At 40.4% G+C, this 23497-nt stretch carries 23 protein-coding genes; 20 read left to right on the top strand and 3 right to left on the bottom strand.

Annotation, left to right across the window (positions count from 1 at the left end; genetic code table 11):
* The 4 genes from C9414_RS12890 to C9414_RS12875 form a co-directional block, all read left to right on the top strand.
* Positions 1–680, top strand: a 680-nt coding sequence (locus C9414_RS12890; protein ID WP_181286148.1) for a CdiA family toxin C-terminal domain-containing protein, incomplete at its 5' end; no start/stop codon positions are given.
* Between the two features lie 19 nt (positions 681–699).
* Positions 700–1059 (top strand): ribonuclease toxin immunity protein CdiI, encoded by a 360-nt coding sequence (gene cdiI, locus C9414_RS12885; protein WP_226340878.1) that lies wholly within the window; start codon positions 700–702, stop codon positions 1057–1059.
* 142 nt (positions 1060–1201) lie between these two features.
* Complete coding sequence (locus tag C9414_RS12880; RefSeq protein ID WP_107163776.1) at positions 1202–1564, top strand: hypothetical protein; 363 nt, start codon at positions 1202–1204, stop codon at positions 1562–1564.
* Positions 1565–1756: 192 nt separating this feature from the next.
* Entirely contained in the window at positions 1757–2107 is a 351-nt protein-coding gene (locus C9414_RS12875) for a hypothetical protein (RefSeq protein ID WP_258182629.1), read from the top strand.
* Between the two features lie 417 nt (positions 2108–2524).
* Here C9414_RS12875 and C9414_RS12870 read toward each other — a convergent pair whose 3' ends face one another.
* A complete protein-coding gene (locus C9414_RS12870; protein ID WP_107163774.1) occupies positions 2525–2989 on the bottom strand; it encodes a phage tail protein in 465 nt (154 codons plus the stop codon).
* A 21-nt stretch (positions 2990–3010) separates the two neighbouring features.
* Complete coding sequence (locus tag C9414_RS12865) at positions 3011–3490, bottom strand: GyrI-like domain-containing protein (protein WP_058838635.1); 480 nt, start codon at positions 3488–3490, stop codon at positions 3011–3013.
* Positions 3491–3601: 111 nt separating this feature from the next.
* On the opposite strand from C9414_RS12865, the gene C9414_RS12860 reads away from it, so the two are divergent.
* Positions 3602–4564, top strand: coding sequence for a helix-turn-helix transcriptional regulator (locus C9414_RS12860; RefSeq protein WP_107163773.1), 963 nt, complete (start codon positions 3602–3604; stop codon positions 4562–4564).
* 153 nt (positions 4565–4717) lie between these two features.
* Here C9414_RS12860 and pdxR read toward each other — a convergent pair whose 3' ends face one another.
* On the bottom strand, positions 4718–6094 hold the full coding sequence (pdxR, locus tag C9414_RS12855; protein ID WP_107163772.1) for a MocR-like pyridoxine biosynthesis transcription factor PdxR: 1377 nt from the start codon (positions 6092–6094) through the stop codon (positions 4718–4720).
* Between the two features lie 107 nt (positions 6095–6201).
* On the opposite strand from pdxR, the gene C9414_RS12850 reads away from it, so the two are divergent.
* The 15 genes from C9414_RS12850 to C9414_RS12775 all read left to right on the top strand — a co-directional run bounded on the left by C9414_RS12850 (position 6202) and on the right by C9414_RS12775 (position 23496).
* Positions 6202–6645, top strand: coding sequence for a GNAT family N-acetyltransferase (locus C9414_RS12850; RefSeq protein WP_107163771.1), 444 nt, complete (start codon positions 6202–6204; stop codon positions 6643–6645).
* Positions 6646–6873: 228 nt separating this feature from the next.
* A complete protein-coding gene (locus C9414_RS12840; RefSeq protein ID WP_107163770.1) occupies positions 6874–7314 on the top strand; it encodes a rhs-associated protein in 441 nt (146 codons plus the stop codon).
* A 317-nt stretch (positions 7315–7631) separates the two neighbouring features.
* Positions 7632–9668 (top strand): BglG family transcription antiterminator, encoded by a 2037-nt coding sequence (locus C9414_RS12835; protein WP_107163769.1) that lies wholly within the window; start codon positions 7632–7634, stop codon positions 9666–9668.
* Positions 9669–9682: 14 nt separating this feature from the next.
* Entirely contained in the window at positions 9683–9949 is a 267-nt protein-coding gene (locus C9414_RS12830; RefSeq protein WP_047203175.1) for a PTS sugar transporter subunit IIB, read from the top strand.
* Positions 9950–9974: 25 nt separating this feature from the next.
* The gene (locus C9414_RS12825) at positions 9975–11237 is read left to right on the top strand and encodes a PTS ascorbate transporter subunit IIC (protein WP_047203174.1); all 1263 of its coding nucleotides are present in this window, start codon (positions 9975–9977) and stop codon (positions 11235–11237) included.
* Positions 11238–11254: 17 nt separating this feature from the next.
* Positions 11255–11947, top strand: coding sequence for a D-allulose 6-phosphate 3-epimerase (alsE, locus tag C9414_RS12820; protein WP_047203173.1), 693 nt, complete (start codon positions 11255–11257; stop codon positions 11945–11947).
* A 185-nt stretch (positions 11948–12132) separates the two neighbouring features.
* The gene (locus C9414_RS12815) at positions 12133–13173 is read left to right on the top strand and encodes a LacI family DNA-binding transcriptional regulator (RefSeq protein ID WP_107163768.1); all 1041 of its coding nucleotides are present in this window, start codon (positions 12133–12135) and stop codon (positions 13171–13173) included.
* A 218-nt stretch (positions 13174–13391) separates the two neighbouring features.
* Positions 13392–14648 carry an ABC transporter substrate-binding protein gene (locus C9414_RS12810; RefSeq protein ID WP_107163767.1) on the top strand — a complete coding sequence of 419 codons (1257 nt, stop codon included), beginning with the start codon at positions 13392–13394 and terminating at the stop codon, positions 14646–14648.
* Between the two features lie 30 nt (positions 14649–14678).
* The gene (locus C9414_RS12805; RefSeq protein WP_107163786.1) at positions 14679–15611 is read left to right on the top strand and encodes a carbohydrate ABC transporter permease; all 933 of its coding nucleotides are present in this window, start codon (positions 14679–14681) and stop codon (positions 15609–15611) included.
* A complete protein-coding gene (locus C9414_RS12800; protein ID WP_047203170.1) occupies positions 15611–16441 on the top strand; it encodes a carbohydrate ABC transporter permease in 831 nt (276 codons plus the stop codon). Before C9414_RS12805 ends, C9414_RS12800 begins: the two co-directional genes overlap by 1 nt.
* A 31-nt stretch (positions 16442–16472) precedes the next feature.
* Positions 16473–17804 (top strand): alpha-glucosidase/alpha-galactosidase, encoded by a 1332-nt coding sequence (gene melA, locus C9414_RS12795; protein ID WP_107163766.1) that lies wholly within the window; start codon positions 16473–16475, stop codon positions 17802–17804.
* A gap of 314 nt (positions 17805–18118) precedes the next feature.
* Entirely contained in the window at positions 18119–19579 is a 1461-nt protein-coding gene (locus tag C9414_RS12790; RefSeq protein WP_106025097.1) for a CoA-acylating methylmalonate-semialdehyde dehydrogenase, read from the top strand.
* Positions 19580–19805: 226 nt separating this feature from the next.
* Positions 19806–21347 carry a glycoside hydrolase family 43 protein gene (locus C9414_RS12785; RefSeq protein WP_106025098.1) on the top strand — a complete coding sequence of 514 codons (1542 nt, stop codon included), beginning with the start codon at positions 19806–19808 and terminating at the stop codon, positions 21345–21347.
* A 35-nt stretch (positions 21348–21382) separates the two neighbouring features.
* Positions 21383–22648, top strand: coding sequence for a glucuronoarabinoxylan endo-1,4-beta-xylanase XynC (xynC, locus tag C9414_RS12780; RefSeq protein ID WP_039179020.1), 1266 nt, complete (start codon positions 21383–21385; stop codon positions 22646–22648).
* A gap of 140 nt (positions 22649–22788) precedes the next feature.
* Complete coding sequence (locus tag C9414_RS12775; RefSeq protein WP_106025099.1) at positions 22789–23496, top strand: response regulator transcription factor; 708 nt, start codon at positions 22789–22791, stop codon at positions 23494–23496.
* Position 23497 lies beyond the last annotated feature (1 nt).

The raw sequence follows: 23497 nt of genomic DNA, 5'->3' as shown, positions 1-23497 counted from the left end.
CATCAGCTGCAGTCAGAGCAGTCGACATCTACAAGACATCTCAAAAATCCTTTGACGCCCTGAAAACATCTCAAAAAGGCTTATATGGCCTCACCGCCACTAACGGTTTCAGCGAAGCAATCACAGGCCGCGATATGTTTGGAAACAAGATCTCAAAAGAACAGCAGGAAGCGAGTATGAACGCGGCTTTGGGGATGCTTTTGCCGTTTGGGGCGAAAGGCTTTCGGGGGAAGATGGGAATTACGGGTAGGGAAAAAGTTAAGTTCTCATCTAGCTTAGAAGATCATATAAGAAAAGTTGATCCCAATGTTCCAAGGAGAAGAGGAATTGGTGGGGCGCATAACAAAGATGAATTTATGAAAAATGATGTAAATATATTAAATGTTAAGAAGCATGATGCTTTGCCAGGAGTGGAAAAAATAACTTACCAAGTTCCTTCTTTAGATGCTAAAACAGGTCAAAAAATTGGATGGAAAGCAAAGCCATTTGATAAAACTGTTTATGATCCTAAGTTAATTTCTGATGAAGATTTTATTAAACGAGGAAAAGAAGCTGTAAATAATGCTTCTTCAAAAGGTGTTTTAGGGAGAGAATGGGAAGGTTATGATGGACAAGGTATAAAATGGAGAGGTTATACAGATAAGGATGGGGCAGTGACCTCGTTTTATCCTGAATTATAGGTAGGAGGATTCAGATAGTATGTTAAAAAAAATTTTAGAAACTCAAATGTTAAGAGATGAACACTTTCCTGTGGTGGCTTTTTTCAATGCCATTACTGATGATAGCTTTGTAAATATTGTTCAGCATTTATCTACGGGAGTAGGTTATGGAATTAACGATGTGGATTGCACATTTCCAAATGATTTGGAACCCGACGAGGAGCCCTTTCATGGAGTACTATTTGCACTTCATGATGATGAGGTTATTGTTGATTATCAAACATTCTACTATTATCTTGAGCAAGCCTGTAACACGTACATTACAGAGTATCCTCAGGATAAGAAAACTATTAGCGAGGTGTTAAGGAAGGTTTTTGAAAAATATAGATTGGCCAATTGACAAAAGCACCTCTGACAATAGTTGAGCAACTAAGTATTAAAATTAGTAGAATGATTAAAGACAATTCTAATTGATAATTCATAGGCTAGATAATAAATTAGGACTTAAATTACTATCAAATTTATGAATAAGTTGGAGAATAATGAGAAGAAATATAAAACTCGAAGTCCCTGTATTCAACATTCATCCTTTAAGAATAACTGAAGGTTGGATTGTACGTTATAATAATTTTAGGGAAATTGACCCTAAAAAGTTAGAAACAGAAGATGATAGATGGTTTATGTTCACTGAAAGTTTATTACAACTTTATCATGAGAAATCATCAATAACATTGGATTTAGGGTGGTATCCTGATTTATCTTCTGATGGTAACTACCTTGTTCTAATAGTTAAAAATACAGATTGGGACAATCCTATTGAGGAATTCAGCTCGGATAACTATACCAAAGTGATTGATTTTATAGAATTTCATTTGAAAGAAATTACATCCAACTGGTGGAAATAAAATAGTAGATACTTATTTACTAACAAATTAACATCGCTAGTTTCTTCAGTTTTACTCGTTTATGATCAATTTTTGGGGCTGTAGGTACTCGAATGTGTTCTCAGAGTAATTTCATAATTAGGGGACTCAATATGTTTAGAGAATCTTTTATCTGCTGATACAACAGTAGATTCATGGTATGATGACGGGTGTTTGATTGCTAGTGAGATACTCTCTGATTTTAGCCTAAATGACTGGGAAGAACTATCAAATCAGGTGCTTAATAAACCAACAGAGTGGCAGCGTAAAATTGCTTATTGTCTGGATAATGAGTGCAATGAATATGAATTAAATATTTTAATAGAATTGTTGAATACTAATGATAAAGAATTATTTGAGATTTGTATTGATACATTGAGAAGCTTCCCAATTGAAGAAGGCAAGAAATTGATATTGAAGCATCCTCAAATTTTAAAACGTGTAAATCATGTAGTGGCTACTACTGCGAATTCACCAGTAAAAGTAGTTCTTCAAGATTTTCTTTCAAAAATGAATTCAAATTAGTTCATTTTTAATGAGATTACGCAAAAAAACCTTGATTGGCTAAATGCCTTTCAAAGTTTTTTGTGTTATTGTACTTCAAATTGAGAAAAAAACGACAAAAAGGGAGATGAGGACCTTTTTTCCTGTGTGGGTCACGTATGATAGAGACAAGCCAAAATGAGCACTCACAGCTTTTATAGTGAGTGTTTTTTGAATGAGGGATACTTTACATCTTTTTCTTGAAAAAGTATAGATGTTAAACAGACAAGCCACTTTAACGGCGAACTTCTTCATAAGAAAATGAGGTTGGTACAATAAACAGAAAAACATCCTCTAAATAATGCATAGAGAATGCTGCTCTGTTTAGATGGCGGAAATTATTTTAATGTATTTGTTCAATCAGATTCACAAATTCGAGTGAAGAAAGTGTTTCTCAACTCAATATTCCCCTTTAATTTTAAAAAATGACCCACGAATCGTTCCAGCTAGTTTAGACTTCTGCCTAGCAAATTTAAATTTTCCTTCTAATTCCTTTGGTACTTCCATCCCTTCAGAAAGCTTAAAACCAACAGCACGTTTTTTCGGGTCATCCACTGTATACAGGACGTTAATTGCAAGACCATCCTCATAAAAGACGTAGGTCCATTTGATATTTTCCACTTGAAAACTTGCCGTTTCTAAAGGTTTGGCTGCAAACTCTAGTTCACGTTCTTCTTTTAACACTCGGTTTACATAATCAAGGGTCTCCTGACTTTCCCTAGCAGGTAATACTGTAAATTCATGCTTATATTTGTTCATAAAGTAACGAGCCTCATTCGCTCGTAAGCCAGCAAGTGCTTCTGCTACAGGTGAAGACTCTAAACCAATCGTAGACACATGTTTAAAATCAACGATATAAGCCATTTCTATTCCTCCAAATCCTTCTTATTTCCGTACAACAGGAATCCACATCTCACCAAGTAATAAGTCGTTTCGCTGTCCCATTTCTACCACTGCATTTGGTCCACCAACATAGGCAAAATTCTTTGCTTCAGGCAAGACTTGACCAAATGCAATGCCAGTAAGCGTTTGATGCAATTCATCAGCGGTTTTAGCTTCCCCTTTAACGATTAGATATTCCCCTTTAGGAAATTGAATCACTCTGTCCGCTTCTGGTAACGATTCCTCTGTCATGACCCCGACATAATGCATCAGCTTATTATTTACCGCTTCGTTTACGATAAAAATATAGTCATTTGTGGCAATGGCTTTTAAGGTGTCAAGCTTACCTTCTTGGTTGACTGCTTGCCAAAAGTCTGCTTTTTCCTTCGTTATGCCCGCATAGTCTGTGTAATGACTCTTAAGTTCAGTTCCAATACCTAACACGTGAAAGCTGTCTTTTTCTTCTAGTATATATTCTGCCATATTCAACACTTCCTTTTCGAAAAAATGAACCAAGTGATTCTGTCTTTTCACTTGATAGGTATATAATAGGCTTAAACCATGTCAAAAAATGATACTGTTTAGGGGGACCAGATGAAAAAAGTTGAACGGATTAATACCATCATGCGGTATATTAACAACCGCGCCAACTTTACAATTTCTGAAATCATGAGAGAATTTCATATCTCTCGTTCGACAGCAATTAGAGACATCAGAGAAATTGAAGCTATGGGGATGCCGCTTGTCGCAGAAGTCGGAAGGGACGGGGGATATTTTGTAATGAACAATTCTGTCCTGCCAACTGTTCGCTTTACCGATAATGAGATTAAAGCTCTTTTTATTGCCTTTATGGCCACGAGAAACCAACAACTCCCTTATTTAAAGAGTCGCCAGTCTTTAGCTGAAAAATTACTAGGACTCATCTCAGAAACCCAGCAAGATGACCTCGTTCTGTTAAATCGCCTCTTGCTATTTGAAGGGACCAACCCGAATAATCCTGATCTGCTTGATTTGTCCGATCTCCCTCACCCCATGTTAGAAAAATTAATCCAATTGCTTATTTTGGATCGATATTTACTGATTACCATGAGAGAGGAGAAAGTGATCAAGTCCTATCCTATTTACCTTTTGAACCTTTATCGTGAAAAAAGCCTGTGGTTGATTGAATGCTTTGATTTAAAGGAAGAGAAGAAACGGATTGTGCCTGTCGACAATCTCACAGATGTAGAACCATGCTCTACAAAAAATAGATTAACCAGGAAAAAGATTTTAGAAAAACTAAGTAAGCAGGAGGAAGTAATCAACCTTGTCCTTGAGCTTGGTCCAAAGGCAATTGGACAGTTCAAAAAATACCATCCTTTCAAAATGTCAATTTCTTATACGAATCCTTACCAAACTACAGCCATTTTAAAGACTTTTATCAATGTTAATTATTCAGAAGAAATAACCGAAATAACAAATTGGCTATTTTTCCTAGGCGATGATATCAAGGTCCGGGAAATGCCTGTAGAAATCTTTGAAAGTATACAAGAGAGACTACTCCTATATTGTCCATAATCAATGCTGGTTAGACCTCATATTAGATACATGACGGTGAGACGTATCACTAATAGTGGTAAAGCAGAAAGGTGAAGTGGTATTTTGATAAAGAGTCGATTCACAAAATTCATGCTCCAAGTTTCAAACAAAATCGTCAATGAACCACCAATATTATTTCCATGCTTCTTTTAATAAACAAATACCTCTTTCGATTTGTTCAAGAGAAAGGTTTGCGAAACCGAGCAGTATGTGAGGTAGTACAGGTGGATTTTCGATAAATAAATGACTTGTTGGATAAACTTTAACATGCTGTTGAAGGGCTTTTTCAATTAATTCATTTTCGGTATAGGGAGTGTGTATACGTAACATGATATATAACCCTGCATTGTCGCCAATGATCTCAATTTGTTTTCCAAATAAATGCTGAACTTGTTGAACCAATAAGTTCATTTTCCTTTTATAAGTATTGCGCATACGTTTAATATGCTTTGTCCATTCCCCACTTTTCATAAATTCAGTCATGGTCAGTTGATGTAATAAAGAAGCATTATGTTCGAAGTGTTGAAATTTATCCATATAGATATTGATTAATGAATCAGGTAACACCATATATGCTAATCGTATAGATGGTAGAAATGCTTTTGAAAACGTACCAAAATAAATGACATGTTCAGCATCTAAAGAAGCTAAAGCAGGAAAGGGTTTTTGGCCATATCGAAATTCTCCATCGTAATCATCCTCTAATAAGAAACCGTTATTTGATCGTACCCATTGAATCAATTCAAGTCTTTGTTGAATCGATAGTGCAGTACCAGTAGGATATTGATGTGAAGGTGTTATGTACAATAATTTCCCGCTTTTATTTACGAGTGAGTCCAATAATACACCTTGTTTTGATGCAGGAATACTTTCAATCTCAAATCCATGTAAATGACAGACCTCACGTACACCGCTATAACCAGGGTTTTCAACAATCATACTAGAAAAACGTTCTTTTAATAGAAATCCTAAATACAACAGTAGTTGCTGTGTATTACTTCCAACAATCATGTTTTGAGGATTAATGCTCATACCTCTCGCTTGGAATAAGTAATCAGCCAGTTCTTGTTTAAATTCCGGCTCTCCAAAAGGATATCCATATTGAAAGCTAATGGATTGCTGCAACACTTTGTTAGAAATTTGCCGCCAAACTTTTAAAGGGAATTGTTCCTCATCAACAGCACTTACTTTGAAATCAATGAAATCGATCGATTGTGTTGGTTTAGTTCTAGGTACTTCTGGAATAGGGGTGTGAAGAAATATTGGTTCAAATTTATTGACAGTATAGCCTTTACGCACATTGGCTTGAATGTATCCTTCAGCTAATAATTGATCATATGCTTGCAGTGTTGTATGACGGCTAACACCTAAGTCATTTGCTAGTGAACGAATGGAAGGTAGATTTTCTCCTGTTTTTACCTTTCCGTCCTCGATTAATTTCTTAAATTGCTCATAAATTTGTTTATATTTTGGTTGATTGGCACTGAAAGGGAAAATATAATGTTTCATCTTTTTATTCCTCCCTTCTGACATTTAATAAAGTGTAAATCTGTACATTTTCACATGTCAGAATATCGATTATTATACTACTAATTGATATGAAAGGGGATAGAAGAGTGGATATAGTAAGAGCTAATGAAAATGACTTAAAGCAAGTTGCGGTTCTGTTTGATCAATATCGCCAATTTTATAAGCAGCTTTCAAATGTAGAAGGTGCTTATCATTTTCTAGCGGAACGATACGGTAAACAAGAGTCTATTTTGTTTGTTGCAAAAGAAGATGAACAATATTTAGGATTTGTCCAATTGTATCCAACATTTTCATCTGTTTCGATGAAAGATGCGTTCATTTTAAATGATTTGTTTGTTATAGAAGATTCTCGTCAAATGGGAATAGGTAAGCAATTGATGGAAAAAGCATTTTCATTTGCAAACGATAAAGGAGCTCGATTTATCAGTCTAGAAACAGCGACTTCTAATACAAAAGCACAACAATTGTATGAAAAAATGGGGATGACAATAGATTCTTCAACTCAGCACTATATTTATTATTGGGATTGAACATAGAAGAATGGAGGTTTAGGTATGGCAGGAAGAAAACAGTTAAAGATTTAATAGAATTCGGTCAAACAGTGAAAATGATTTGTAAGAGACGGAGCAGCAATCTACAATGGCATTGTACGCTGAAATGATGAATGCAACAAATGATATTACAGCGAGTCCTATGAATTTAGAAAAGAAAGACAGTGAAAAAATACAAAAGTATTTTAGACAAAGGGGGTAATTTTTTTGAATTCTTATGATGAAGATCTAATAAAGGATTTGGAATTACAAGACCTTCTTAAAAGTGTCAAAGTACATAAAAATCCAGAAATTTATTTAGATTTAATAGAACATAAATTTGATTTTGCTGGTTCAAAAATAGATTGGTTACAAACCAATAAACATTATAGTAAGAGCTCAAATAATGAATCTTTACTTCCTGATACTCTTCTATTTATAACTGAATTAAAAGACAAATATTTAGATAATCACTTACAAGTAATTTACATAGGGGATAACCTTACAGAGTTTGGGTACCAGTTTGAATTACAACATTTAGAAGAGTTACTAGTCTATTTGTTAGATATCCCACAGCACCACTACTTTATATCATTAAAAGGTGATTGGTGTATTTGTATTTCATTTGAAAACGATTTGGATTTCGGATTTAGTTTAAACAAAAAATAATTTTAAATGTCACGTATAGGAAAAATAAAAGATGATAAGAAGTGAAAAAACCTTGACTGGCTTTATATCATTCAAGGTTTTTTGAGTTTATTGGTCCTCAAACACGCAAAAGAAGACAAAGAACTCTTTGTTACAATCCTGAAAGCACACTCAAGCAGTGTGTTTTTCTTATGAAAAGAGTACACAATCTCTGCATAGCACGTGCTGAAGACATTTGGACTTCTTTGATGCATGTGAGTTGATTAGACTTATAAGCAAAGGGAAGAAAGGAGGAATTCCAACTGTACTTAACCAAAAGGGGCACTGCTTTATTATCTATGCTGCTTCACACGACATCTTATCTATCAATTGAAGATTTACAGAATCGGATGAATGTCTCGACTCGAACCGTTTACGCTGAAATCAAACGAATGAATAGCTGGCTGGAAACTCATCAGCTTAGTGGTGTGCAGCGAAAAGACCAACTAGGCTATTATTTAAATCCTCTTGAGAAAGAAATCATTATTCAAAAAGCTGACACCATTCTTGTTGGTCACGATTATGAACCATGTGTAAAGGAACGAAGAGCCATCTTGCTTTTATCCATTGCATGTAGCGAGCATTGCCTAAGAATTGATGATTTTATGAAGATGACAAAGGTGAGCCGAAATACATTGCTCGAGGATATGAAACAGCTAAAAGAGGCGCTTTCAAAGCAGGAGATCACACTCCGCTATCAGTCAGCAAGCGGCTATGTGATTTTAGGAGACGAAAGGGCCATTCGATTGGCACTCAAACCTTATATACATTTCATTCGCACAATGATAAAAAACGAAAAAACGTTTCCGTCATTTTGGTTAAAGGGACCTATTTCGTCCAAACGGGTACACCATCTCCTCCAGCAGTCAGAACAAGAACTTAAGCTTGAATTTGCAGATGAGATGCTGGATCAGCTCTCTTTGGATCTCTGTTTCTACTTCAAGCGGATGAAGCTAGGGCATGCTGTACACATTTCAAACGAAGAAAAGCGAACATTGCAGGAAACAGAGGAATGCTTGGCGGCTATTCGTTTCATGGCGCAGATTCAAAAAGAGGCCAGTCTCATTGTTCATGATGATGAGATCTATTTTCTTAGCACCCTATGGCTAAGTGCCAAAAAACAAAAACTTCCATTAATTAAAAAACCAGAAGAACATCTCATTCGCACCATCGCCAGGCAAATGATACTTGACTTTCAGCGATATGCTTGTATTTCCTTTCAAGAACCAAAAGCATTGGAGCAAAACTTAACCATGCATTTAATTCCAGCTTATTACAGGCTCATCTATCACATTGGTATAATCAACGAACTAACGGAGTCTATAAAAAAAGCACAGCCAGAAGTATTTGAAATCACTCAAAAAGTTGCCTGCCATTTAGAAAAGGCGGCCTGTTCAAAGTTGAGTGACCATGAAGTTGCATATCTCGCCATGCATTTTGGCAGCTGGATGAGAAGGGAAGGAATTTCATCCATTGTTAAGCGTTCTGTATACATTGTCTGCGGAGAAGGAATCGGCACAAGTTACATGCTGAAAACTCAGCTCCTCGAATTAATCGGCTACATCGAAGTACGAGGGCTGTTATCAAAGCGTGCATATGAAGAATTAGCAGCCGTTGATGCAGATTTCGTTGTGTCCACAACACCTATTTCGTTTAAAGGAAAACCAGTTCATCTCGTTCATCCTATTTTAACTGCCTATGAGAAAAAAACATTACTTCAATACGGGAAAGGCTTAGAAACGAAGGTTGACGAGCAGTATGTAAACGCTTTATTCGAAGTCATCCAGCAGCATACCATCGTACAAAACAAACAAGCACTGCTTCATGACATTCAGGAGCTGCTTCATCCCACATATGTATCCTATCAGAAAGGGTGGAACCCAGTGTTAAACGATTTATTAACAGAACAAACCATTAAGCTCCACCAAACAGCAGACACATGGCAAGAGGCGATTACAAAAGCGGCGCAGCCTTTACTTGATCAAAATGCCATTGAACCAAGTTATGTAGAAGCCATGATTCAGTCTGTTCATCAAAATGGTCCTTATATTGTGATTGCACCACAAGTGGCCATTCCACATGCAAGGCCCGAGGATGGCGTGAACAAATTGAGCATGACACTCATGTCATTCAAACAGCCCATTTCGTTTTCAAAAGATGGCAAAAAGCAGGTGCGGCTTGTCATTGTGTTAGCCGCTATTGACAGCATGAGCCACTTGAAAGCACTCAAACAGCTGACCATGCTGTTAAGTGAAGAGAAACGGACGAAACAATTGATTGAAGCAGAAGATTTAGCATCGGTGCAAGAATTAATTGATCAATTTTCACAAGTATAAAGGGGGAAAAAAGAATGAAAAAAATTCTAGTTGTATGTGGAAACGGGTTAGGAAGCAGCTTTATTGTAGAAATGAATGTCAAAAAAGCATTAGAAGAATTAGGTCTTATAGCTGAAGTGGATCATACCGATCTCAGTACAAGTAAAAATGAACAAGCAGATCTTTATATCGGCGCAGCTGATATTATTGACCAGCTGAATGACGGCACAAGAAATGTGGCTGGCTTAAATAATTTGTTAGACCAGAAAGCCATTAAGGACGTCCTTCGTCAACATATTTAAGTCATGTAAAAGGGGGATTCACATCATGATAGAACTGATCATGAACGATATATTGGGCACACCTGCCATTCTCATCGGTTTATTTGCTCTAGCCGGTTTACTTTTGCAGAAAAAATCAGCCGCAGATACTGTGTCAGGCACCTTGAAAACAACCATGGGCTTTTTAATATTAGGGGCGGGCGCTACAGTGGTTTCGGATTCACTCGGGGTTTTTCGAAAGATGTTTGAAGCAGCCTTTCACATTCAAGGGGTTGTGCCAAATACAGATGCTATGGCCGCCATTGCTCAAAAGGAATTCGGTACACAGACAGCACTCATTATGATTTTTGGCATGCTGGTCAATTTGTTACTTGCAAGAGTCACACCCTTTAAATACGTCTTTTTGACTGGGCATCATACGTTGTATATGGCGGCTATGCTCGCCGTCGTTCTCTCGACCGCCGGTATGCACGGGTGGCTGCTCATCTCCACTGGCTCAATGATATTAGGGGCAGCTATGGTCATTGCCCCCGCAATCCTTCAGCCGTTTACGAGGAAAGTCACCGGAAGCAATGATCTCGCGCTCGGGCACTTCAGTACTTTCGGTTATTTTACTGCGGGAATGATCGGCAAATGGGTTGGTTCTCCTGAAAAATCAACGGAAACCATTCAAGTGCCTAAATCACTCGGTTTTCTAAGAGATACATCTGTTGCCATTTCGATTACGATGGCTTTGCTGTTCTTTGCGATTGCACCGTTTGCAGGAATTCCTTTTATAGAACAAATTAGCGGGGGCACGAACTTTGCTGTCTTCATTCTCATTCAGGCGATTACGTTTGCTGCTGGTGTGTACATTATTTTAGCAGGGGTACGGATGGCCATTGGCGAGATCGTGCCTGCTTTTAAGGGGATTGCCGATCGATTCGTGAAGGGAGCAAAGCCGGCACTTGATGCGCCAACCGTTTTTCCATTTGCGCCAAATGCGGTGATTATCGGTTTTCTATGCAGCTTTGCAGGAGGCATCGTATCCATTTTTCTTTTACCTTTGTTTGGTTTAACTGTCATTGTCCCTGGTCTTGTCCCGCACTTTTTTTGCGGTGCTACAGCAGGAGTGTATGGCAATGCAACAGGAGGGGTAAGAGGTGCTGTCGCTGGGTCCTTTGTAAATGGATTGCTTCTTTCCTTTTTACCTGCTTGTTTATTACCTGTGCTCGGAACCCTCGGCTTTGAAGGGACAACGTTTGGAGATACAGACTTTGGTATCATCGGAATCTTAATTGGATTGATCAAGCTTTTATTTCAGCTGTAATAAGGAGGAGACTGAGATTGACAGCTACTTTTTCACCTTCACTGATGTGCATGGATCTCACGCACTTCCGTGAACAAATTCATATTCTCAACACGAGAGCAGACCGGTACCATGTCGATGTGATGGATGGGCATTATGTGAAGAATATGACGTTATCACCCTTTTTCATTGAACAGCTTCGGAAACTGACAAATGTACCGATTGATGTTCATCTAATGGCTGAACACCCCCAGGAATTTTTAATCGATGCATGTATTGATGCTGGCGCAACGATGATTTGTTTACACCCAGAAGTCGTGCAAAAAGATGCCTTTCGAATCATCCGGCATATTCACCAAAGAAAATGTGAGGTTGGCTTTGTTCTAAATCCCGCCACACCAGTTGCAGCATTAGATTCCTATATTCATTTAATAGACAGAGTGACGATCATGACAATCGATCCAGGCTTTGCCGGACAGCCTTTTATTAAAGAAATGCTTCAGAAAATTAAACAGGTGAAAGATATCAAAAAACACGGAGGATACTCGTTTTCAATTGAAGTAGACGGCTCTTGTAATGAGAGCACGTTCCGGCTGCTTGCTGAGGCTGGAAATGAGATCTACATCATCGGCACCTCAGGTTTATTTGGACTTCATAAACAACTCGACACTGCTTGGGAAACAATGAAGCAAATATTTTCAAAAGAAACAGCTTCAATCGAATCGCGCTAGTAAAAGAGAGGATGAAACCCATCCTCTTTTTTACGCAAATTTTACTAAAACAATATTCACTCACCAAAACTTACCCAAAAACAAAATAAAAATCGCAAATCTATAATTGAAAGCGGTTTATTAATATGTTATCCTTCAAATATCTTTAGTAAATATTTAGTCAAATAACGATGAGGAGTTTGCCTATGACCACACTCAAAGATATTGCTCATGATGCAAAAGTGTCCGTTTCCACTGTATCCCGTGTGTTAAATGGCGATCATACACTTGCCGTTTCACACGCAACGAGACAAAACATCCTCGACATTGCAAAGAAGTTAAACTATACCCCAGTGAGAGCAAGAAAAGCCGATCAAGCAGAAGAAAAAAGCCCATCTGAATCCCCAGTCATCGGTATCGTTGTCGCTCAATCCATTGACGAAGAATTAAATGATCCCTTTTTTTCATCGATTCGAAAAGGAATTGAAAAAGAATATGCCAAACAAGGCCTGTCCACTCTCCATACCTTTCGCCTAAGAAGCATGGATAAAGGGGCGATGCTAAAGGATATTGACGGCTTGATCGTCATTGGACGAATCAGCCCCGATACGGTTGAAAAAATGACAAATCGAATGGAACACATTGTTTTTATCAATCATTATGCAGATGAAGATTTGTATGATTGTGTACATGTGGATTTTGTCAGAGCGGCAGATCGCGCCATTCGTCATCTGCAATCACTAGGCTATACACATCTAGGCTATATTGGCGGGAAAGAGCGGGAGCATTATTTCGAAGGCAACGCTGTGATTGAGGACGAAAGACAAACGACGTTTATGAAAAGAATGCAGGAAGCGGGCGCTCTTCATATGGAAGACATCCACATTGGTGAATATTCCATGCAAGAAGGCTATTCGCTTATGCAGCAAGCTATCAAAAAAGGAAAACTGCCGCAGGCCTTTTTCATTGGAAGTGACTCTATGGCCATCGGGGCAATGCGCGCTCTCCATGAAGCCGGTCTACACGTTCCTTCAGATGTATCCATTGTTGGATTTAATGACATTGAAGCCGCATCATTTTCAAGCCCGCCGCTTACGACTGTCAAAGTATATACAGAAGAAATGGGGGAAGTCGGTCTGAAGCTTTTGCTTGAGAGAATAAACGGAAGAAAACTTCCTCTAAAAGTCGTCGTGCCAACAACACTCATCGAGCGAGGCAGTACATGTCTCATCCATGAAAGGGGGTGAACCATCGATTTCAGCAAACAAAAAAGAGACAAAAAAGCAGAAAGCAAGCTGCTTAGCATGATGGCCAGATCATGCTAAGAACAAGGCAGCCTGCCGGTATGCTCTCTTATCTCTTTGAAAAGAATAGAATTCCAGTATAATGGACTTCTTTTGTTTCCGCAACTGCATGAATTCTACCGAATATCGTCTGAATTTTCAGTGATCAAAAGGAGGAAACCATGAATAAAAAAATCATGCTGCTGACTGCAGCCATATTCTTGACCATGATTTTGTCTGCTTGCGGTAATAACGGTTCTTCTGAAGCAAATGGAAAGGTCACCTTGACGCTATTTTCAACGATGAGCAACAGCGGGGAAAGAAAAGCGTTTGAAGAAGTGATTCGTGAGTTTGAAAAGGAGCATCAACACATTCGAATCGATGCCAATTTCCCAGGCAACAGCTATGAAGATATGATCCGTGTCAAAATGGGGGCAAACGATATGCCAGACCTGTTTGATACACATGGCTGGGCCAAACTGCGCTATAGCGAGTATGTGGCTGATTTAAAAGAGATGGATTGGGTCAAACAGCTTGATCCTTCACTCGACCAGATTTTAAAGGACCAAGATGGCAAAGTGTACGCCTATCCGCTGAATCAAGCAAAAGACGGGCTTAGCTTTAATGCCAATCTATTAAATGAATATGGCATCGAAGTCCCTAAAACACTTGATAAATTAAAATCGGCTTTGCTGACAGTGAAAGAAAAAAGCAAAGGAGATGTTGTGCCGCTCTGGATACCAGGAGGAGATAACTCTAATATTGCCCAAGTCTTTGATGAGCTGGCGACGCCTTTATTAATCACCGATCAAAAGCATCAATACGGAAAGGAACTTGAAAACGGATCATTTGATTGGTCTCTCTATACACCGCTTGCCAGGTTCATGAAAGATCTGAAAGATCAAGACCTTTTAAACAAAGATGTCCTGACAGCGAAACTCTCTCAAGCACCGGAACTCATGGCACAAAACAAAATCGCCTTCACCTTTGTCGGAGGATCGTTAGGACCTGAAGCAACAGAGCTGAATCCATCGATCAAAGTAGGCACGATGCCTGTTCCAGCCATTCATGAAGGAGATGAACAAAGCTGGATTGGCGGAGAACGGTTTACTGTCGCTGCTTGGAAGGACTCTAAGCATCTAAAAGAAGCAAAGCAATTCATCGATTTTTTAGCAAAGCCTGAAAATGCCAAAAAAATCGCAGAGGGCACATCCTCTGAAACAGCTCTAAAACAAGTGAAAGCGAAAAACTATTACTCTGCATTTTACGATCAATACGAACAGGTGAAGATTGAACCGTATTTCGATCGAAAATACTTACCAAGCGGAATGTGGGCGGTCATGGCAACAACGGGTCAAGAATTATTAGCAGGCTCCATCACACCAGAACAGTTGTCAAAGAAAATGGAAGAGGAGTATAAGCGTCTGAAAAAACAATAGCCGATGGATGCTGAAACAGGAGTGAAGCCAATGAATGACATCACAAAAGCAAAGCAGCCAGCCGCATTCACCTCTTTACCAAAACAAAAGATACAAAAACGCCACAATTCATCACTTTGGTGGATGTACATGCCAGCTGTTCTCGTCGTCAGTACCTTTATCATTTATCCTTTTTTAAACGGCATTCAACTTTCTTTTACGAATTGGAACGGTTTCTCACAAACTTATCAATGGATTGGTCTTGAGCAATATGAGCGGCTGCTTCAGGATCAAGCGACATGGCTTGTTGTCAAAAACACGCTTCTCTACGGAATTGGGAGCACCATTTTACAAAATATCATCGGACTTGGATATGCGCTCTTATTAAATCAAAGCTTAAAGATGAAAGCCATCACAAGAACGGTCATCTATTTACCTGTCATGATCAGCCCGATTGCGATGGGCTATATTTGGTATTTTGTGTTTGCTTACCAAGGCGGTGCCTTAAATGATGTGGTGACGCTTTTTGGATTTGATCAAATGAATGCGCTCGGCAACCCGCAATTTAACACATGGATCATTGTGCTTGTTAACACATATCAATTCGTCGGGATTGCGATGATCATTTATTTAGCAGGACTTCAAAGTATCCCTAAGGATTATTACGAAGCGGCACAATTAGACGGCGCATCGAGCCTCCAGCAATTCAGGCGGATTACATTGCCGCTGCTTATGCCGTCGATCACCATTAATGTTGTGCTGAATGTCATTGGCGGGCTCAAGCTCTTTGATGTCATTGTGGCACTCACGGGCGGTGGACCTGGAGATTCCTCGCAATCCATGTCGACCTTTATGTATGATCTGTATTTCAAACGTCAGGATGCGGGCTATGCAGCGACGCAAGGGGTTTTCATGGCGGTCATCATCCTTATCATTAGTGTCGCAGCGCTGATTTATTTCAAACGAAAGGAGACCGAGGTGTGATGGATAACGCCTATAAACGCAAGAAAAGATGGTACTCCTTCTTCGCACTATTGATTACATTGCTACACCTCATTCCATTTTATATTTTGGTGACGACTTCATTAAAAGGGATAGGAGATTTTAGTTCAAAATGGCTGTTTCCAAAAGCGCTGCACCTTGAAAACTTCCGCACAGCATGGACAGAGGCTCAGCTTGGCCAGTCCTTTTTGAATACAGTGATCATTACGTTCAGCTCCGCTGTATTGCTCATTATATTGGGATCTCTTGCAGCCTATCCGCTTGCAAGAAGGAACACCAAGCTAAATAAAGCAGTCTATGTTTTATTTATTGCCATTATGGTCATTCCACCGCTCACAGCCCTTGTCCCGCTCTATAAAATGGTCGTTCAAATCGGGATGATGAACACCTATCAAATTGCTATTTTAAATAATGTGGCTGCTTTTTTGCCTCTGACGATTTTCTTATACGCAGGCTTTATCAGGTCGACCATTCCAAAGGAGCTTGAAGAAGCTGCCCGTATTGATGGAGCAGGGACACTCAGAGTTTTTTTCACTGTCGTTTTTCCGCTTCTAAAGCCCATTACCGCTTCTGTATTAATCATTGCCTGCGTGTATATTTGGAACGACTATCAATTTGCTATCTTCTTTTTGCAAGATAAAGAGATGCATACACTCACGGTCGCCTTATCCCATTTTTTTGGTCAAAATCAGCATCAGCTCCAGCTCGTTGGTGCAGCTGCCCTTATTGCAATGCTGCCAATGGTTACGATGTTTTTACTTTTACAAAAATATTTTATCGCAGGGCTTTCTCAAGGCTCTGTCAAAGGCTAGCCCAATATGGATGTAAAAAGGAGAGTCGTCTATGTCTAAAATTACATTTATCGGTGCAGGGAGTACCGTGTTTGCTAAGAATATATTAGGAGATTGTTTGTTTGTTCCCGCCCTTGAAGGCTTTGAATTCGCATTATATGATATTGACCTCAACCGGCTGAAAGAATCAGAAACGATGCTACGGCATTTAAAAGCAAATTACGGAGCAAATGTGACCATCCAGTCCTATCAAAACCGGAAAGAAGCCTTACAGGGTGCGAAATATGTCATCAATGCCATCCAAGTTGGAGGCTATCGACCAAGTACTATCATTGATTTTGAAATACCTAAAAAATATGGATTAAGACAAACGATTGCAGATACGGTAGGGATCGGCGGAATCTTCCGTTCCCTTCGAACGATTCCTGTCATGCTTGACTTTGCAAAGGATATGGAAGAGGTTTGCCCAAGTGCTTTATTGTTAAATTACACAAACCCTATGGCCACATTGACAGGTGCAATGCTGCGTTATACTCAGGTTCAAACAGTTGGTCTTTGTCATAGTGTGCAAGTGTGTACACAGGACCTATTCGAATCTCTTGAAATGGAACATGAAGGCATTGAAGAAAAAATCGCCGGCATTAACCATATGGCATGGTTATTAGAGGTGAAACGGGACGGAAAAGACTTGTATCCAGAAATCAAAAGACGAGCAAAAGAAAAGCAGCAATCGCGGCATCATGATATGGTTCGTTTTGAACTGATGGATAAATTCGGCTACTATGTCACAGAATCCTCAGAACACAATGCCGAATACCATCCATATTTCATTAAATCACGGTACCCTGAACTAATCGGTCAGTTTAACATTCCGCTCGACGAATACCCAAGGCGCTGCGAGGAACAAATCAACAACTGGAATACAATGAAGCATGACCTTGTTGGGAACACACAGATTACACATACTCGGTCTAAAGAATATGGTTCACGTATCATTGAAGCGATCGAAACGAACGTACCTTTTAAATTTGGCGGAAACGTTCTGAACACAGGCGGACTCATTCACAACCTGCCTGAAAAAGCCTGTGTAGAAGTACCGTGTGTGGCAGATCGCAGCGGCATCATGCCATGCTATGTCGGAGAGATCCCTGAACAATTGGCTGGACTCAATCGAACGAATATCAGCTCACAGCTGATGACAATTGAAGCAGCCATCAGCGGTAAAAAAGAACACATTTATCAAGCGGCTTTTCTGGATCCACACACAAGCGCTGAACTATCAATCGATGACACCATCAAATTATGTGATGAACTCATTGAAGCACATGGAGAGATGCTGCCAAATTATATAGAACCAAATCAATATGCCGCATCAACCAAATAATATCAATGAACCAGCCTCTACCTGATGCACAGCGCATCAGGTTTTTCTTATGAAGCAAAAAGAGGATTGACTGAGGGCCATTTTCATATTATGATTTTTCTAAAGTTAACCAACAGTTAACCAAAAAAACATCATGAATTTTTGGCATTCTCGTGTCATATGTCACAAACAAACCAGATGATCACAACGTAAACCAAAACTGCCGTTTGATTTGACAAAGAGTGTATACAGATGAATGCCCGTTAGATGAGACAATGACGATACATACACACCCTTTAAGCATGACATTCTTTAACAAAGAGGAGAGAGGGAACATGACCAAAACAGATGTACAAACGTTGAAAAATTATATTGGCGGACAATGGATTGAGGCAGAAACAAGTCAAACAGAGGCAGTGTATAACCCTGCTACTGGCGAAATCATCGCGGAAGTGCCGCTTTCAACAAAAACAGATGTTGAACGTGCGGTACAAGCAGCACAGGAAGCGTTTACTACTTGGTCTAAAACTGCTGTTCCCCGGCGTGCACGCATTTTATTTAAATACCAACAGTTACTCGTTGAGAACTGGGATGAGCTGGCTGAACTCGTAACGATTGAAAACGGAAAAAGTGTAACAGAGGCAAAAGGAGAAGTGCAGCGCGGGATTGAATGTGTGGAATTTGCTGCGGGCGCACCGACGTTAATGATGGGAAAACAGCTTCCAGATATTGCGACTGGACTTGAATCAGGCATGTACCGCTATCCAATTGGCGTCATCGGCGGCATTACGCCATTTAACTTTCCAATGATGGTTCCATGCTGGATGTTCCCACTTGCCATTGCCTGCGGAAATACATTTGTTTTAAAACCTTCAGAACGAACTCCTATTCTTGCGGCACGGTTAGCTGAGCTGTTTGAAGAAGCGGGTCTTCCAAAAGGTGTTCTCAACATCGTCAATGGAGCTCACGATGTTGTCAACGGCCTGCTTGAACATCAAAAGGTCAAAGCCATATCATTTGTCGGCTCTCAGCCAGTCGCTGAATATGTCTATAAAAAAGGAACGGAGCATGGCAAACGTGTCCAAGCACTTGCAGGCGCAAAGAATCACTCCATTGTCCTCAAAGATGCTGATTTAGATGCGTCAACAAAACAAATCATCGGGGCTGCCTTTGGATCAGCGGGAGAGCGCTGCATGGCTGCAGCCGTTGTCGCAGTGGAAGAAGAAGTGGCTGATGAGTTGATTCAAAAATTAGTGGATGAATCAAACGAGCTCGTCATTGGAAACGGAATTAATGAAGAGGTCTTTCTTGGGCCAGTCATTCGAAAGGAACATAAAGAACGAACACTTCAATACATCCAGTCAGGGATTGAAGAAGGAGCAAGCCTCATTCGAGATGGCCGGCAAGACCACGAAACAAATGGAGAAGGGTATTTCGTCGGACCGACGATCTTTGATCATGTCACAAATCAAATGAAAATTTGGCAGGACGAGATTTTCGCCCCAGTCTTATCAATTGTCCGTGTTTCTTCATTAGCAGAAGCCATCGACCTGTCCAATCAATCAAAATTTGCGAATGGTGCCTGCCTGTATACGGACAGCGCATCAAGCATAAGAGAATTTCGCGAAAACATCGAAGCGGGCATGCTCGGTGTAAACATCGGTGTACCCGCACCAATGGCATTCTTCCCGTTTTCCGGCTGGAAGGATTCTTTCTACGGAGACTTGCATGCCAATGGAACAGACGGAGTGGAGTTTTACACAAGAAAGAAAATGGTCACCGCTCGTTATATGTAAGCTATATGCAATGAATCATAAGAAGAAAAAATGCAGCCCCAGCATGGGAGACTGCATTTTTTTGTTGTCTTCTAGTCAAAAAGTAAGGGTTTTCAACGTTATTCCAGCAAGGATTTACACTAGAAATCATTCTTTATATTCATTCTTCATCAGTACCTATCAACATATTTTGAAATTGGGCCTAAACCCCAATATTAGGAAGATGAAAACAGGAGGAAATGAAACGATGAGGACGAGGATGAAGTGCGGCGTTGGTTTATTGATTCTTGCTTTGGTACTGAGCTTTTTACCGGTATATGATGCGAGTGCGGCAAGCACAACAATTGCAAAACGTGTAGGAAATGCCAACCCGCTCATAGACCACCACTTGGGCGCTGATCCATTTGCGCTCACCTATAACGGAAGAGTGTACATTTATATGTCGAGTGATGACTATGAATATCACAGCAACGGAACGATTAAGGATAATTCTTTTGCCAATTTGAATAGGGTCTTCGTCATCTCTTCAGCAGATATGGTGAACTGGACAGATCATGGCGCGATTCCAGTAGCTGGGGCAAATGGAGCAAATGGCGGCAAAGGAATTGCCAAATGGGCAGGTGCTTCCTGGGCTCCATCAGCAGCGGTGAAAAAAATCAATGGGAAGGATAAATTTTTCCTTTATTTCGCGAACAGCGGCGGAGGGATTGGCGTTCTGACAGCAGACTCCCCCATCGGTCCATGGACAGATCCTATCGGAAAAGCACTCGTCACGCCAAATACACCAGGGATGGCTGGAGTTGTATGGCTTTTTGATCCTGCTGTTTTTGTAGATGATGACGGCACTGGTTATCTATATGCCGGCGGAGGTGTTCCAGGCGGTTCTAATCCAACGCAGGGACAATGGGCGAATCCTAAAACAGCAAGAGTTCTAAAACTAGGACCTGATATGACAAGTGTGGTAGGCAGCGCATCAACCATTGATGCTCCTTTTATGTTTGAAGATTCGGGGATGCATAAGTATAACGGAACCTATTACTATTCCTATTGCATCAACTTTGGCGGCTCCCACCCAGCAGATAAACCACCTGGTGAGATCGGTTATATGACGAGCTCAAGTCCGATGGGTCCCTTTACGTATAGAGGGCACTTCCTGAAAAATCCGGGTGCATTTTTCGGGGGAGGCGGTAATAACCATCATGCTGTGTTCAATTTTAAAAACGAGTGGTATGTCGTGTATCATACCCAAACGGTCAGCTCTGCTTTATACGGATCAGGAAAAGGCTACAGATCTCCGCATATTAATAAACTTGTGCATAATGCTGATGGCTCCCTTCGAGAAGTCGCAGCCAATTTTGAAGGGGTTAAACAGCTTTCCAACCTGAATCCTTATCAGCGTGTAGAAGCTGAAACATTCGCATGGAATGGACGCATTTTGACAGAGGCATCTTCAGCTCCAGGCGGACCGGTCAATAACCAGCATGTCACAAACATTCAAAACGGAGATTGGGTGGCTGCCAGTAACGTCGATTTCGGATCAAACGGTGCGAGAACATTTAAAGCCAATGTAGCGTCAAATGCAGGTGGGAAAATAGAAGTACGCCTCGGAAGTCCTGACGGCAGACTCGTCGGAACACTGAATGTCCCTTCCACAGGGGGAACAAATAACTGGCGAGAAGTAGAAACGGCAGTAAATGGAGCAGCAGGCGTGCACAACGTATTTTTTGTTTTTACTGGAACAGGTGCAAACCTATTTCAATTTGATTCCTGGCAGTTTACTCAAAGGTAACGAAGAAAGACAAGATGATAGGAGAGTGGAAGAATTTGATGTCAATGATCAAAAAACCAATCTGCACTTTATTGATCTGCTTCACCATGCTGTCTGTCATGTTCATCGGACCTGGCGTAACTGAGGTTTCAGCAGCAGATGCCAATATTAATATCAATGCGGAAAGACAAGTGATTCGCGGCTTTGGTGGAATGAATCATCCGGCTTGGATTGGTGATTTGACCGCACCTCAAAGGGAAACCGCCTTTGGCAATGGGCAGAATCAATTAGGATTTTCCATTCTAAGAATTTTTGTAGATGAGAACAGAAATAATTGGCACAGAGAGGTCGCCACTGCCAAAAGAGCAATAGAGCATGGAGCTTTGGTGATCGCTTCACCTTGGAATCCTCCAAGCAATATGGTAGAGACCTTCAACCGGAATGGTACATCTGCAAAGCGGCTGAGATACAATCAATACGCCGCATATGCTCAGCATCTGAACGATTTTGTGACGTATATGAAAAATAATGGCGTCAATCTCTATGCTATTTCTGTACAAAATGAGCCCGATTATGCACACGAATGGACATGGTGGACTCCTCAGGAAATCCTGCGTTTCATGAGAGAAAATGCTGGCTCCATTAATGCCCGCGTGATCGCACCAGAATCCTTTCAATACCTTAAAAATATATCAGATCCTATCCTAAACGATCCGCAGGCGCTTGGAAACATGGACATTCTCGGAGCCCATTTGTACGGAACCCAAATCAGTCAGCTTCCGTATCCTCTTTTCAAACAAAAGGGAGGGGGAAAGGAGCTTTGGATGACAGAGGTCTACTACCCGAATAGCGATAACAATTCAGCGGACCGCTGGCCTGAAGCATTAGGAGTTTCAGAGCATATTCACCATTCGATGGTAGAAGGGGACTTTCAGGCATATGTTTGGTGGTACATCCGCAGATCCTACGGCCCTATGAAAGAAGATGGTCTAATCAGCAAACGTGGTTACAACATGGCGCATTTCTCCAAGTTTGTACGCCCAGGATACATCAGAATTGATGCAACGAAAAGTCCTGAACCGAATGTATTCGTATCAGCCTATAAAGGAAACAATCAGGTCGTCATTGTCGCGATTAACAAAAACAATACAGGAGTCAATCAGCACTTTGTGATGCAAAACGGAACTGCTTCACAAGCGTCAAGATGGATCACAAGCAGCAACAGCAACCTTCAGCCTGGTACAGACTTAAATATATCAGGTAATCAATTTTGGGCTCATCTCCCGGCTCAAAGTGTGACAACATTTGTGGTCAAACGCTAAAATGAATTGAATCACCAAAAGCCAATTTTCTCATTTCAAAAGAAAATTGGCTTTTTTTATGCAAATAGGAAGTTGATTTTTTCACTATGTACTTACATTGGGTATAATAATGGCAATGACTTCAGGAGAGTGATCAATGTATGCCAAAGCTTCAAAGCAAAGTATTAATGATCGATGACGAAAAAGAAATCTTGGAATTAATTAACACTGTATTAACAAGGGAAGGCATTGATCGCGTCATAACTGCTTCAACTGCCCGTGATGGGCTTGCAAAATTTCATCAAGAACAACCCGATCTTGTCATACTTGATATTATGCTGCCAGACGGTGAAGGCTATGATATTTGCAGACAAATCAGAGAGACCTCCCATGTTCCGATTATCTTTTTATCAGCAAAGGGAGAAGAATCCGACAAAATTGTAGGACTTGCCATCGGCGGAGATGACTACATTACAAAACCATTCAGTCCAAAGGAAGTCGCCTACCGGGTGAAAGCGCAGCTGAGAAGGATCTCATACTTGCAGTCAACTCAAGCCGATCCCGTGATCAAAAAAGGGCCGTTTGAGTTAAACGAGCAGCAAGCAGAACTGACTAAAAATGGTGCGATCATTGAGCTCACGCCAAAAGAGCTTCTGCTGATGACCTACTTCTTGCAGCATCCGAACCGCGTTATCAGTAAAGAAACGCTTTATCAAACCGTTTGGGGGGAAGACTTCTTCGGTTCTGACAATACGGTAATGGTTCATATCCGAAGATTACGGGAAAAAATAGAGGATTCCCCGTCAACACCAAAGTTTCTCGTCACTGTCAAAGGGCTTGGTTATAAATTTGTTGTAAAGGATGCGTAAA

The sequence above is a fragment of the Bacillus sp. Nf3 genome, from assembly GCF_003028545.1.
Classification (GTDB): domain Bacteria; phylum Bacillota; class Bacilli; order Bacillales; family Bacillaceae; genus Bacillus; species Bacillus safensis.
This window is presented reverse-complemented; position numbering and strand designations above follow the sequence as displayed.